Here is a 14,534-nt window from a genome sequence, read left to right on the forward strand (position 1 = left end):
TTATAGTTTTGTAATTTCAAATTAATAATTCTGTTTATAAAATAGATACTATTTAGAAAGTATTAGATTTATTTTAAGTGGATGTTTAAATTCTGTTGTTTTAAATGAAATATGAATTGGTTTAACAAATCATTTTTATCTAAAGTAAAAACAAAAGTTTTTCAAAAAAAAAATGTTTCTGATGAAATATTATGGATAAAGTGTGTTAGTTGTAAGTCCATATTGTATAGAGATATTTTAATTAGAAATTTATCTGTTTGCCCAAGTTGTAATAAACATTATCGTTTAACAGCTAGGGAAAGGCTAAATTTTTTTTTGGATAAAAAAAATAGAAGAGAAATTGTTAAATTTTTAAAGCCAGTTAATTATTTAGAATTTAAAGATGTTAAAAGGTATAGAGATAGAATTAGTCAAGCGCAAAAATATACTGGAGAAAAAGAAGCTTTTATAGTAGTAAAAGGTACATTAAAAAATATTCCTATTATAGCAGGTGCATTTGAATTTAATTTTATGGGTGGATCAATGGGGTTTATAGTTGGAGAAAAATTTATTCAATCCATCTATATTGCAATTTCTGAAAGAAGATCTTTTATTTGTTTTATTGCTAGCGGAGGGGCTAGAATACAAGAAGGATTAATTGCATTAATGCAAATGGCTAGAACATCTATGGTACTTACTAAATTTTTTAATGAAAAGTTGCCATTGATAATAGTGCAAACTGATCCTACTATGGGTGGTGTTTCTGCTAGTTTCGCTAATTTGGGAGATATTATTATAGCTGAACCAAATTCTATTATTGGTTTTACTGGTTCGAAAATTATAAAAGATACTTTAAGAGAAAAACTTCCTAAGGGTTTTCAGGAAAGTGAGACTCTTTTAAAATATGGACATATTGATATGATTGTACAAAGAAAAGATTTAAGAGCAACTATTTTTGGATTAATTTCAAAATTTTTAGGTAAGTTTGTATGAAAGATTATAAAAAGTTTGTACTTGTTGATTGGTTAGATAAAATTGGATTTAATTGTCATTTGGGAATTAAATTAGGACTAGATAAAGTGAAGTTAGTTGCTGAAGAGCTTGGTCTTTTAAAGAATAATAGAAAAGTTATTACTATATCTGGAACTAATGGAAAAGGATCTACAGTAGCAATTTTAGAATCAATTTACATATCTTTAGGTTATAATGTTGGTAGTTATACTTCTCCTCATTTATTTAAAATTAATGAAAGAATTAAAATTAATAATAAACAAATTAGTGATGAATCTTTATGCAAAGCTTTTTATGCGGTGGAGGAAGTCAGAGATCAATTAAAATTAACTAGTTTTGAAATGATTACATTAGCAGCATTATGGTATTTTAAAAAATATTTTTTAGACTTAATAATATTAGAGGTAGGATTAGGTGGAAGATTGGATGCTGTTAATATTATTGATTCAGATTTATCGATCATTACTACAGTTGATTTTGATCATCAGAATTTTTTGGGATCTGATAGGGAAAGTATTGCATATGAGAAATCTGGTATTTTAAGAGAGGGGAAGCCATTTATTTTTGCAGATAATGATATACCGGAAAGATTATTAATAGAAAGTATGAAATTAAATTGTCCTACATATATTCTTGGTCGTGATTATAATTATTTTTTAGATAAAAAAAATTTTTATTTTTCATATAAACAAGATAATTTTTTATTTCCAATGCCTTTTTTACATAAAAATTCAGTATCTGCAGCTATTATGGCTAGTTTTTGTTTAAAAAAATATTTTCCTGTAAATTTAAATAAAGTTTCTTTTGGAATTAAAAATACATATTTACCTGGAAGATTACAAATTATAAAAAAACATTTTTTTATTTTATTAGATGTTTCACATAATTTACAATCTGTAAAATATTTATATTCTTTTGTTGATAATTTTTATTTAAAGAATAGAAAATGTATATATACTGTTTTTTCTGCATTTAAAGATAAAGATATTATTAATATGATAGGTGTTTTAAAAGAAATTGTTGATTGTTGGTATATATCATTATTATTTAATGAACGTTCTGTTTCTAAAGATCAATTATTAGATGTATTTGATTTTTATTGTTTAAAATTTTCTTTTCATAAAGATCCTGTAGAATCTTTTTATTCTGCATGTAGAATCGCTAAAAGTGGAGATCTTATTATTGTATTTGGATCTTTTCTTACAGTAAGTTCTGTTTTGTCTATATTAAATTAATAAATTAATGTGATATATTGATGCATAGTGAGTATTAAAATTTTTATGATTCTTTTTTTTAGATAATTCACTATTTTGTAGTTATTATTTATTAATTTAAATATTTGTTTTTATGGATGTACTTTTAAAAGTATTTATTGTCGTATAAAATATTTTATTTATTATAAAAAATAAGTAGAATAAAGTAATATTTAGAATAGAATAGAATTATTTTAGTACAGAGAAGATATTAATTTTGTTTTTATTTTTTAGTTAAATTTAATAATTTTATATTGATGTTATTTTGTAATGTATTATTATTTCTAATAAAGAATAGGAAAGAATAAAGTTGTATACGTATTTTATAGATTTATTTTCTGTTATTATTATTGTAATTTCCTCAATTGTAGGGGGAGTTCGTGGTTTTATAAAAGAAATAGTAGAAATTAGTAGTGTATTTTTGTTTATATGGTTTTCTTTAGCATATGCAAAAAAAATTGTAATTTGGTTACAAGATTATATTGAAAATGAAGTTATTAGAGTGTTAAGTGTTTTTGTTATTATTTTTTTAATAACATTATTTTTTGGGAAAGTAGTTTGTAATTTATTATCTTTTATTATTCGGTATTGTGAGTTTAATTTTTTAAATCATTTAATTGGTGTAATTTTTGGTGTTTTTCGTGGATTTTTTTTAGTTTTTTTAATGATTTTTTTATCTGAAAAATTTTTAATTGAATCAAATTATAGTTATTTTATAAAATCTTCAAAAATATATTATATATATAACATATTTATGGAAAAATTAAGTTTAATAATATTAAAGTTTATGAAATATAATTAAGAATTTTTATGTAAAATTTTAATATTTATATGAATGTTATTAAAGTAATAATATAATTAATGTTAGTAATTTTTTAGGTATTAGAAAACAATGTTTGATAAGAATTAATTGACATTAATATTCCAAAACTTATTAAAGATATTGTTATTGATGTTCCTCCGTAACTTATTAATGGTAGTGGAATACCTGTTATTGGGAAAATTCCTATTACCATTCCGATGTTGATTGAAGAAGAAATGAAAAAATTTATTGTTATTATTGTTCCTAGTAATTTACAATAGTTATTACAGTTTTTTTTTGATATATATATGCTTTGTATAGAAATTAATGTAATTAGAATTATGATGGATTCACCTCCAAATAAACCAAATTCTTCGCAATTAACAGCAAATATGAAATCTGTTGTACGTTCTGGCAAAAAATTTAAATAGGATTGAGATCCTTTTAACCATCCTTTTCCAAATAAACCACCAGATCCAATAGCTATTTGAGATTGTATAGTATGGTAATAAAATTTATTATTTTTATGATTATTAGAAAATATTAAAGATATTAGACGTTGTTTTTGATAATTATACATTGATTCCCATAATATAGGTATTAAAAATATTGGTAATAATAGAATTAACAGAATTTTTTTTTTTGAAATTTTAATTAGAAAAAATATACTAAAATTAGGAATAAATATTATCATTGCTGTTCCTAAATCTGGTTCTTTAAAGATAAGGATAGTTGGAATTAAAATTATAATTTTAATTAAAAAAATGTTTAAAATAGTTATTGGCTTATTATATATAGAGTCAATATACCATATTGACATCATAGGTATAGCTATTTTCATAATTTCTGATGGTTGAAATTGAAATAGTTTTAGATTAATCCAACGTTTAGCTCCATTTTTTTTTGTTCCGAAAAAAATAACGATAATTAATAAAATTATTCCTAATATATATATATAGGGAGATATAGATTTTAATTTATTTGGATGAATAGTAGATATTATTAACATTATAATAAATGAAAAAAAAATTTTTATTAATTGGTTTAAAATTAAATGGTAATTTCGATGAGATGCACTATATAAAGTAATTATTCCAGATATGAGTAATGATATAATTAAGCTTAATAAAAAAGTATTTTTAATTATAGATTGAATGATTTTTTTGTATGTTTTTTTAAAAAAATAGTTCATGAGGATTGAAATTATTATTATTTTTTATAATGATTAAAATAATTATTTAAAATTTTATATGCTATAAGTGTTGCATTATGATTATTTTCAATAATTACTGTAATTATGATTTTAGGATTATTTACAGGGGCAAATCCTATAAATAGTGAATTATTTTTTAAATATTTATTTTTTTTTAAAAGATATTTTTTATATATTTGTGCTGTTCCTGTTTTAGCAGATATAGTAAAATTATTGTTATATTTTCCAAAATTATTATATCCTGTACCTTCATGACTTGTTATAACAGATTTCATAGATTCAATTATTATTTTCCAATATTTATTGGACTTTAAATGTAAGCAAGTTTCTTCAGTTTTATGAAAGTAAAAAATTTTATGATTATAATTGACAGATTTCATTAATAGATGAGGTTTAAATTTTTTTCCATTTTGACAAATCATAGCAGTTGCATTTGTTAATTGTATCGGTGATGTTAATATAAATCCTTGTCCAATAGATGCAATTATTGTATCTCCTAAGTACCAAGAAGTTTTTTTATTATATTTTTTCCATTGTTTATTAGGAGTTAATCCTATAGATTCGTTATTTAAGTCAATATGAGTTTTTTGTCCAAATCCAAATTTTTTTAACATTTTTTCAATATATAAAATACCTAGTTTATAACCTAGTTGATAAAAATATGTATCACAAGATACAGTTATTGCTTTGTGAAGATTTACTTTTCCGTGTCCATTTTTTTTCCAGTCATGATAAATTTGTCGAGTACCTATAATATGAAATGATCCAGGATCGTATATTGTTTTATTAGGATTAATTATACCTTTTTCTAATCCAGCTATTGCTATAAATGGTTTAATTGTTGATGCAGGCGAATATGTTCCTTGAATTGCTCTATTGTAAAATGAATTATTTTGTTTCAATAGAAGTTTTTTATATTTGTTTTTTGTAATTGTATTAACAATAAAATTTGGATTAAAACTTGGAGAGCTGATCATTGCTAAAATATCTCCACTATAAGGTTTCATTATAATAATTGTACCTTGTTGTTTTTTTATGATTTGATATGCAATTTTTTGTAAATATGAATCAATAGTTAAATAAAGTGTTTCTCCTGGAATAGGTTTTTTAATTCTTAGTAGTTTTATTATTTTTCTTTTTGAATTTATTTCAAATTCTTTATATCCAGATTTTCCATGCAATCTATTTTCATAAAATTTTTCAATACCTGATTTGCCAATTAAAGTAATGTTTTTATAGTTTTTTGATTTTATTTTTTTAATTTCATTTGTATTTATATATCCTATATAACCTAAGATATGTGCTGTTGCTTCTTTAAGAGGGTAATAGCGTATAAACTTTATTTTTATATGAAGATTAGGTAATTGATATTGATTTTGCAAAAATATAGCAATTTCATTATTATTTAATTTTTTTTTTAAAATTAAAGGTTTAAAATAATATTTTTTATGTTTTAATGAGAGAAGTTTTTTTAAAGTTGTTGTTTGAATAAATGGTAAAATTTTTTTTATTTTTTTAAAAAATTTATTTATGTTTCTGATATGATTAAAGTTAATTTCTAAATTATATATTGGAATGTTTTCTGCTAATATTTTTCCTGATCTATCTAGAATCATTCCTCTACTTGGAAGGATTGGAAGTTTAATTGTATGATTTTTCAGTGATAAATTATTAAAATATGAATGTTGATAAATTTGTAAATAAAATAATCTTAAAAATGATATAATTAAGAAGGTTATTATGCATAATTCTATTATATAAAAATAAGATTGTTTTATCTTAGAATTAGTTTGGAGATTTTTCATATTTTTAAAAGAAAATAATTTTTAATTGTTCGTTTATTATTGGATCCTATCTTTTGTAGGTACATATTTTAATATATTTTGTTATTATTAATGAAATTTAAAATTTATATATTTCTTTAGTTATTAAAATTTTATTTAGTTTAATTTTTTTTGATAAATTTAATTTTAATTAATTAATTGATAATTAAAAAATAGTTATTTTTAATATAAAAAATATTTTTTATTTAAATTGATTGATAAAATATTAATTTTAAAATAAAAGAGACTTTAGTGATTAATAAAAATTTTTCAATAAAAGGAATAAATGATATTTTACCGTTAGATACATGTTTTTGGAGAGAATTAGAATCAATATTGATTTATTCAGTATCTCAATATGGGTATGAAGAAATAAGATTACCGTTGATTGAAAAAACTGAACTTTTTGCACGATCTATTGGTCAAGTTACTGATATTATACGAAAAGAAATGTATACTTTTATTGATAAAAATGGAGATAGTTTAAGTTTACGACCAGAAGGTACAGTAGGTTGTGTCAGAGCTTGTATAGAAAATAATTTGATTTCTAATGGCAGGAAGCAAAGATTATGGTATTTAGGTCCGATGTTTAGAAGAGAGAAACCTCAGAAGGGTCGTTATCGTCAATTTTATCAATTTGGTGTAGAAGCTATAGGTATCACAGGATTTTATATTGAGTTAGAATTAATTTTTATTTGTTCTAGATTATGGAAATTACTTGGCATTGATAATTATATCAAATTGCAAATTAATACTATTGGAACAATTGAAGAAAGAAAAAAATATATTAATGCTTTGCGTGATTATTTTAAATTGTATATAAATTGTTTGGACGAACATAGTAAATTTCAGTTAATTAATAATCCTATTAGGATTCTTGACAGTAAAAACTTAAAAATTCAATCTTTATTAAAAGATGCTCCTAAATTATTTGATTTTTTAGACTATAAAAATAAATATTTTTTTAATTTATTTTGTTCTAGGCTTGACTATTTTGGAATTACATATTTTATTAATCCTTTATTAGTACGAGGATTAGATTATTATAATAATTTAGTTTTTGAATGGTATAGTGAGAAGTTGGGAAAACAAATAACTATTTGTGCCGGCGGTCGCTATGATTTGTTAACTCAATATTTAGGTAGAAATAGTATTCCTGCTATTGGATTCTCGATAGGTATGGAACGTTTAATTTTGTTATTAAGAACATTAAAAAAAAGTTTTTATAAAAAAAAGTTTATTTTATTTTTCATTGTTGTTCATCAAGAAGATGCAATAAAACAGTTTTTACTGATATCAGAGTCTTTGCGTGATTTTAATTTAGAGTGGAAAATTATTTTTAGTATATTTCATCGGAATTTAAAAAAACAATTTAAAAAGGCTAATATGAGTGGTGCTAAGTATGCTTTAATTATTGGTAAAAAAGAAGCTTTTAATGGAGAAGTAAGCGTTAAAAATTTACATAAATCTGAAAAACAAATTACTTTACTTCAAAAGGATTTAATTGATTATTTAAAAGAGAAGAATTTGTAAATACAAAATTATTTTAATTGATTTTTAGTAAATTAAATTGTTTAAAGATATGTGTATATACGATTTTATATTAATGAAATTAATAAATTAGTTTTTATATAAAGATTATTTTTAATTTTTATAAAAATTTAGAGAAATTTTATTATGAGTTCTATAGTTACTTTAGTAGGTGCTTCAAATGTAGGTAAATCTACGTTATTTAATGTATTAACGAAATCAAATAGTATAGTAACTTCAAATTTTTCTCAGTTAACTAGAGATAGACATTATGGAATAGTTAATTTTCGAAATTATTATTTTACTATAGTTGATACTAGTAGTTTTTCCTTTGGAAAAGATTTAATTAGTAGTTTGCAATTTCAACAAATAAACATTGCTTTAATGGAATCTAATTGTATATTGTTTTTAGTTGATGGTAAATCTGGAATAAGTTTATTAGATGAAAATATTATTAAATATTTAAAAAAAATTAATAAATTTATATATTTAGTAGTTAATAAGACAGAGAATTTAAGTATGAAAGAATGTTTATCTATGGATTTTAAATCTTTAGGTTTTAGATTTAATTATATACATTTTATTTCTGCTCTTTATAAAAAAGGTATATCTAATTTATTGAAAAGCTTATTTAATATATTAACTTTTTCTAAAAATAATAAAAAGGGTAAAATTAATAATTTTGTTAAAATTGCTTTTGTAGGGAAACCAAATGTAGGTAAGTCTACTCTTATCAATGCTTTTCTTAATAAAAAAAGAGCTATAGTACATGATTTACCTGGGACTACTCGTGATAGTGTGTCTGTGTTTTTTAAAATTAGTACGATTGATTGTATTTTATTCGATACCGCTGGTATACGTAGAGTGTCTAAAATCAGTAATATGATGGAAAAAATTTTTGTTTTTAAATCATTAAAGGTAATAGAAGAATCTAAAATATGTATTTTAATTTTAGATGCTACTACTGGAGTATCTTTTCAAGATACATATTTGTTAAGATTTATTGTAAAAAATAATAAGGCGTTTATATTAGTTGTTAATAAATCGGATTTTTTAAATAAAAAAGATAAAAAAAATTTTTATTTATATTTAAAAAAAAAATTGGCTTTCATATGTATTTTAAAAATTTATTTTGTTTCTGCCTTGTATGGTTCAGGAGTAACTCTTTTAAAAAAAGATATTAAAAAATTTTTTTTTTCGACTACAAAGAATTTTTCTACTTCTCAATTAACTTTTCTTTTAATAAAATTTACAAAAAAATATAATTCATTTTTTTTTAATAAAAATAATTTGGCAAAATTAAAGTTTGCTCATATAGGAGGATTAAATCCTTTAACTATTGTTATACATGGAAATAATCTTAATTTAATAACGAAAAATTATAAGCGTTATTTATTAAATTCTTTTATTAAAGATTTAAATCTAATAGGAAATTCTTTGAAATTAGAATTCAAAACTAGTGAAAGATAATTGTTGATTAAAAAATTAATTTTAATAATGTTTAAATTGAAATCTTTAATAAATTTCTAATTATTTTAATTATAAATTTTGGATTTTATGTCTATTCTATAAATAGAAATTTTAATATATAATTTAAAAATATGTTTGTATTTATAATTTTTTATAAATATTTTGTAATTTAATTAACATTAAATATTTATATTTTAAGTTTTATATTTATTTTAAATTATTATGAAAAAAATATATATACCTAAGGATATAGAAGAAAGAATCTGTAAAATATGGGATGATTGTAAATATAATTCTCATAATAAAGATGAGAGATATTGTATTATATTACCACCTCCAAATATTACTGGCCCCTTACATATTGGTCATTCATTTCAGCAAACTTTAATGGATGTTTTAATTAGATATAATAGAATGTTAGGGAAGAAAGTTTTATGGAAACCTGGCATGGATCATGCTGGGATTTCTACTCAATTGATTATAGAGCGTAAATTAGAAGATTTAGGTATTTTAAGAAAAAAATTATCAAGAAAAATTTTTATACAAAAAGTATGGGAATGGGAGAAAGAGTTATCTAGCTATATAAGATGGCAAATGAAACGTATTGGTTTTTCATTAAATTGGAATAATGAGCGATTTACTTTGGATGAAGAATCATCTTATTCTGTAAAAAAAATTTTTATTCAGTTATATGAAGAAGGATTAATATATAAGAAATCTTGTTTAGTAAATTGGGATATTAAATTGAATACTGTTATTTCAGATCTAGAAGTAATAAATAAGGAGATAAAAAGTTTTTTATGGTTTATTAAATATCCTATATTAGGGTTAGAAAATAATAATGATTATATTATTGTTGCTACAAGTAGACCAGAAACATTGTTAGGAGATGTTGCAATTGCTGTTCATCCTAATGATGAGCGGTATTTTCATCTTATAGGACAAAAGGTTGTTGTTCCTTTGTGTAATAGAGTGATTCCAATAATTGCAGATTCTTTGGTAAAAAAAGAATTTGGAACTGGATGTATGAAAATTACTCCAGCTCATGATTTTAGTGATTATTCATTGGCAATTCGTCATAATTTACCAATAATTAACATTATTGATAGACAAGGAAAAATTAATGATAATGCTCCTATTGATTATAGAGGAATAGATAGATTTTTAGTTCGTAAAAAAGTTGTGGATGATTTATTTAAAAATAAAATGTTATTTAAAATTGAACCATATGTTACTACTATTCCTTTTGGAGAAAAATCTGGATCAATTATAGAACCTTTAATAAGTGATCAGTGGTTTGTTAAAATGAGATATTTAGTAAAACCAGCGATTGATGTTGTAAAAACAAAAAAAATTCGTTTTTTTCCAGAAAAATGGATTAAAGTATATTTAAATTGGATGGAAAATGTTGAAGATTGGTGTATTAGTAGGCAATTATGGTGGGGACATCGTATACCTGCATGGTATGATAACAATCAAAATATATATGTAGGTTATAGTGAGAGTGATGTTAGATCAAAGTATAATCTTGATAAAAATTTGTTTTTAAAACGTGATGAAGATGTGTTAGATACTTGGTTTTCTGCCTCTATTTGGCCATTTTCTTCATTAGGATGGATCAATAATGTTTCTGAATTTAAAGAATTTTATCCTACTTCTGTTTTAGTTACAGCTTTTGATATCATTTTTTTTTGGGTTGCTAGAATGATTGTTATGTCAATGAAATTTACGGGAAAAATTCCTTTTAAAGAAGTTATTATTACTGGTTTAGTTCGAGACAATAATAGTGAAAAAATGTCAAAATCTAAAGGAAATATTTTAGACCCTATTGATGTTATTGATGGAATTTCAGTACATGATTTGGTAAAAAAAAGGATTAGCAATCCTATGTTAGGACTATCAAATAGCAGTGTATCTGAGTTGACATATAAGGAATTTTCTGATGGTATTCCTCCAATGGGCGCTGATGCATTAAGGTTTTCTTTATGTTCATTTTTTTCTACAGGAAGTAATGTGTATTTTGATGTAAATAGAGTAAAGGGATATAGAAATTTTTGCAATAAGTTATGGAACATTTCTCGTTATATATTTTTTAATATAGATAGTAGTGTAAAAATATTTTTTGATGATACTTTTTTATTTGAAAAGGATAATTTATGTTTTATCGATAGATGGATTATTTCTAGATTGCAAAGATGTATAGAGAAAGTACATTACTATATGTCAAAATATAGATTTGATTTATTATCTAATTTAATTTACAGTTTTGTTTGGCATGAATATTGTGATTGGTATTTAGAATTTTCAAAAATAATTTTAAAAAGCTCAGATCTTTTAGATTTTGCAAAAGTATATAAAAAAAATGTACTTTTGTATACATTTATAAATATAATTAAAATATTACATCCTATTATTCCTTTTATTACAGAAGAATTTTATCAGAGTAGTAAAAAATTTTTTAAGTCTTCATTGTTTGAAAGTATTTCATTTTCTTCATATCCTATAGAAAATAAAAAATTAATTGATTCTGAAGCAGAGTGTGAAATAGGATGGTTAATCCTTTTTATTAAATGTATTAGAAAAATTAGAAAAGATATTGTTATACCTTCTAATAAATTAATTTCAGTATATATTAGGAATATAACTCCGATTTATATAAATTATTTGAGAAAATATTATAATATATTGTTAAATATGGGAAATTTAGATTTAATTAGTTACGATAGATTTTGTTTGAGTAGTTTTTCAACATTTTATTCTACGTTTTTTAATGGATTGTTGATTGTAATACCTTTGCATGATTTTTTGTATAGCAAAAAAAATTTTTTAAAAATAGTTAATAAAATAAATAAATATGATCAAGAAATTAGTTTAATTAAATTAAAGCTTTCTGATCTTAATTTTATTAATCATGCACCAGAATCAGTGATTTTAGAAAAAAAGAAGAGATTAGCTAATATAAAATTAGATAGAAAACAGTTGTTTGAATTTAAAAAAACTGTAAAATTAATTCAAGATTAAAATTTTTTTAATAAGAGATGTTTTTTATTAGATTTAATGTGCTGTTTTTTTAGTATATTAAAATTGTATAAGTATTATATCTAATGATAGAATGGATGAATTTGATTTAATTGATTTTTTTTTTTAAAACAATTTTCTTTTGATTGTGATAAAAATGTAATTTTTGGAATAGGGGATGATGCAGCTTGTTTAAATGTCCCTTCTGGAATGCATTTATTAGTAAGTACTGATACGTTAGTTTTAAATACTCATTTTGTTGCTTCTTGGGATCCTTATGATATTGCTTATAAGGCGGTAGTAGTTAATATGAGTGATATTATAGCTATGGCAGGAAAGCCTTGTTGGATAAGTTTAGCATTAACTATGCCTAATTTAGATTTAAATTGGATTAAACGTTTTTCAAATGGGCTTTATAATGTGTTAAAGAAATACAATATTGTTTTAGTAGGAGGAAATGTTGCTCGTGGCTTTTTGTCTATAACAATTACTATACATGGTTTGGTTCCTAAAAATAAAGCGTTATATCGTAATGGAGCCAAATACAGGGATCTGATATATGTTAGTGGAAAATTAGGAATTCCTTATATGGTAGGAAAATATTTAAAAAAAAAACATATTTCAAAAGAAGATAAAGATATTTTATTTAGAAAAATAAAAAATCCTATTCCTAAATTAGAGTTAATAACCTTTTTGCAAAATTATGCTTCTGCAGCTATTGATATTTCAGATGGATTGATTGCTGATTTAAATCATATTTGTAATGCTAGCAATACAGGAGCTTGCTTAATAGAGTCTTTTATTCCAATTCATCCTTTGGTAATGAAGTATGCTAGTCATGATGCAATTGATTTAGCGTTATACGGAGGAGATGAATATGAATTATGTTTTTCTGTAAAATCGGAAATGGAAAGATTTTTTTTAGATTCATTAAAAAAACATAATCTTGTTTGTTATAAGATTGGTACTATTGAAAATCAATTAGGATTACGTGTTGTTACAAATAACAAAATAAAATTTATTAAATCTTTTGGATATAAACATTTCTATTAAAATAATTAATAGAATTGATTTTTTTATTTTATGTATAAATTTTAAAAAAAATTAGATTATTTTTTTTAATTAAGGACAATTGTAAATATTTTTTGTTATATGTTTATAGGTATTAATAAATATCTATTATGAATAAGATTTATAAAGAAATTATAATTATTGGAATATCTTTAGGGGTAATTGGATTAACATTACAGATTATATATAATTTTATACCATCTATAATTTGGGCTTTTATTATTGGAGTTTCCACTTATCCAATTTATATATATTGGCGTAAATTGTTTGGTTGCTTTTATGTATTATCAGCATTTGTGTTTACTATTTTTTTTATAATTTTATTTTTATTTCCATTAATTTATTTATTAGTTCTTTTATTAAAAGAATTACAGGTGTTTATTACTTATTTACAAAAATTAAATTATGCAGAAATATATATTCCTGTTTATTTAAAAAATATTCCAATTATTGGAAATGATCTTGTATCGTACTGGAATAATTATTTTAATTCTCCAAATTATATTAAAAATCTTTTATATGATATTAATTTGTTATTTTTATTGGCCAGTTCTTATATTAAGACAATAGGGATGGATCTATTTCATAGAGGAATTCAGTTTGTATTTACTGTTTTAATTTTGTTTTTTTTTATTGTAATTTTGATGAATGGATTAATCAAATTAATTGCATTGGAAAATTTTGTTTAGGTGATCGATGGATTTATTATAGTTGTAGATTGATTCATACTTTACGTGCAACAGTTAATGGAACGATAATAGTGGGATTTGGAGTTGGAATCTTTATGGGATTATGCTATTTTTTAGTAGGGTTTCCTACTCCAGTTTTAACTGGATTTATTACAGCATTTGCATCAATTATTCCATTTGCTGTACCTATTATTTTTATGATGGTATCTTTTATTTTATTAATAAAAGGATCTTTTATATTTTCTATCATAGTTATTGTTTATGGTGGGTTAGTTATTTTTATAGCAGATCATTTTATAAAACCTATATTTATAAGAGGTTCGACTAAGTTACCGTTTCTTTATATATTTTTTGGAATATTGGGAGGATTAAGGGCTTTTGGATTGTTAGGGTTATTTGTTGGCCCTATTGTTATGATGCTGTTTATGATTTTATTAGAAGAATTTAAAAATGATTAGTATTTATGTTTATTTTTATAAAGATTTTTTATATATAAATTTTTTGTATAGATTGACATATCTTGTTAAAGATTAAAATATAGATATTAATAAAATATATTTTATATAAATTATTATTAGTAAAATAATAATCATATAGTTATGATATGATTTTAATAATTTTAAGTGTTAAAATTAATTAATTTTAGTTTTGAAAATTTCGGTATTTTTAATAGAA

11 protein-coding genes are annotated in these 14,534 nt (G+C 22.1%); 9 read left to right on the forward strand and 2 right to left on the reverse strand.

The window, feature by feature from the left end; translation table 11 throughout:
- Positions 1–111: 111 nt before the first annotated feature.
- From accD to RQL38_RS02560, 3 genes are all read left to right on the forward strand, one after another.
- Complete coding sequence (gene accD / locus RQL38_RS02550) at positions 112–972, forward strand: acetyl-CoA carboxylase, carboxyltransferase subunit beta (protein ID WP_338521548.1); 861 nt, start codon at positions 112–114, stop codon at positions 970–972.
- Positions 969–2,225, forward strand: a complete 1,257-nt coding sequence (locus RQL38_RS02555) for a folylpolyglutamate synthase/dihydrofolate synthase family protein (protein ID WP_338521550.1) — start codon at positions 969–971, stop codon at positions 2,223–2,225. The genes accD and RQL38_RS02555 overlap by 4 nt, the downstream gene beginning before the upstream one ends.
- Before the next feature lie 328 nt (positions 2,226–2,553).
- Positions 2,554–3,045 (forward strand): CvpA family protein, encoded by a 492-nt coding sequence (locus tag RQL38_RS02560; RefSeq protein ID WP_338521552.1) that lies wholly within the window; start codon positions 2,554–2,556, stop codon positions 3,043–3,045.
- A gap of 73 nt (positions 3,046–3,118) precedes the next feature.
- On the opposite strand, the gene rodA is transcribed toward RQL38_RS02560, so the two are convergent.
- Entirely contained in the window at positions 3,119–4,237 is a 1,119-nt protein-coding gene (gene rodA, locus RQL38_RS02565) for a rod shape-determining protein RodA (protein ID WP_338521553.1), read from the reverse strand.
- Between the two features lie 17 nt (positions 4,238–4,254).
- Entirely contained in the window at positions 4,255–6,063 is a 1,809-nt protein-coding gene (gene mrdA, locus RQL38_RS02570; RefSeq protein WP_338521555.1) for a penicillin-binding protein 2, read from the reverse strand.
- Between the two features lie 270 nt (positions 6,064–6,333).
- Between mrdA and hisS the strand changes: the two genes are divergently transcribed.
- From hisS to RQL38_RS02600, 6 genes are all read left to right on the forward strand, one after another.
- Complete coding sequence (gene hisS, locus RQL38_RS02575) at positions 6,334–7,614, forward strand: histidine--tRNA ligase (protein WP_338521557.1); 1,281 nt, start codon at positions 6,334–6,336, stop codon at positions 7,612–7,614.
- Between the two features lie 144 nt (positions 7,615–7,758).
- Positions 7,759–9,081, forward strand: a complete 1,323-nt coding sequence (der, locus tag RQL38_RS02580) for a ribosome biogenesis GTPase Der (RefSeq protein WP_338521559.1) — start codon at positions 7,759–7,761, stop codon at positions 9,079–9,081.
- A gap of 222 nt (positions 9,082–9,303) precedes the next feature.
- Positions 9,304–12,102 carry a valine--tRNA ligase gene (locus tag RQL38_RS02585; protein WP_338521561.1) on the forward strand — a complete coding sequence of 933 codons (2,799 nt, stop codon included), beginning with the start codon at positions 9,304–9,306 and terminating at the stop codon, positions 12,100–12,102.
- A 207-nt stretch (positions 12,103–12,309) separates the two neighbouring features.
- Positions 12,310–13,152 carry a thiamine-phosphate kinase gene (thiL, locus tag RQL38_RS02590; protein WP_338521563.1) on the forward strand — a complete coding sequence of 281 codons (843 nt, stop codon included), beginning with the start codon at positions 12,310–12,312 and terminating at the stop codon, positions 13,150–13,152.
- Between the two features lie 128 nt (positions 13,153–13,280).
- Positions 13,281–13,859 carry a hypothetical protein gene (locus tag RQL38_RS02595; protein WP_338521565.1) on the forward strand — a complete coding sequence of 193 codons (579 nt, stop codon included), beginning with the start codon at positions 13,281–13,283 and terminating at the stop codon, positions 13,857–13,859.
- Between the two features lie 29 nt (positions 13,860–13,888).
- Positions 13,889–14,317 carry an AI-2E family transporter gene (locus tag RQL38_RS02600; RefSeq protein ID WP_338521567.1) on the forward strand — a complete coding sequence of 143 codons (429 nt, stop codon included), beginning with the start codon at positions 13,889–13,891 and terminating at the stop codon, positions 14,315–14,317.
- The last annotated feature ends 217 nt before the right edge of the window (positions 14,318–14,534 follow it).

The organism is Candidatus Legionella polyplacis (genome assembly GCF_037013735.1).
GTDB classification, from domain to species: domain Bacteria; phylum Pseudomonadota; class Gammaproteobacteria; order Legionellales; family Legionellaceae; genus Legionella_E; species Legionella_E polyplacis_A.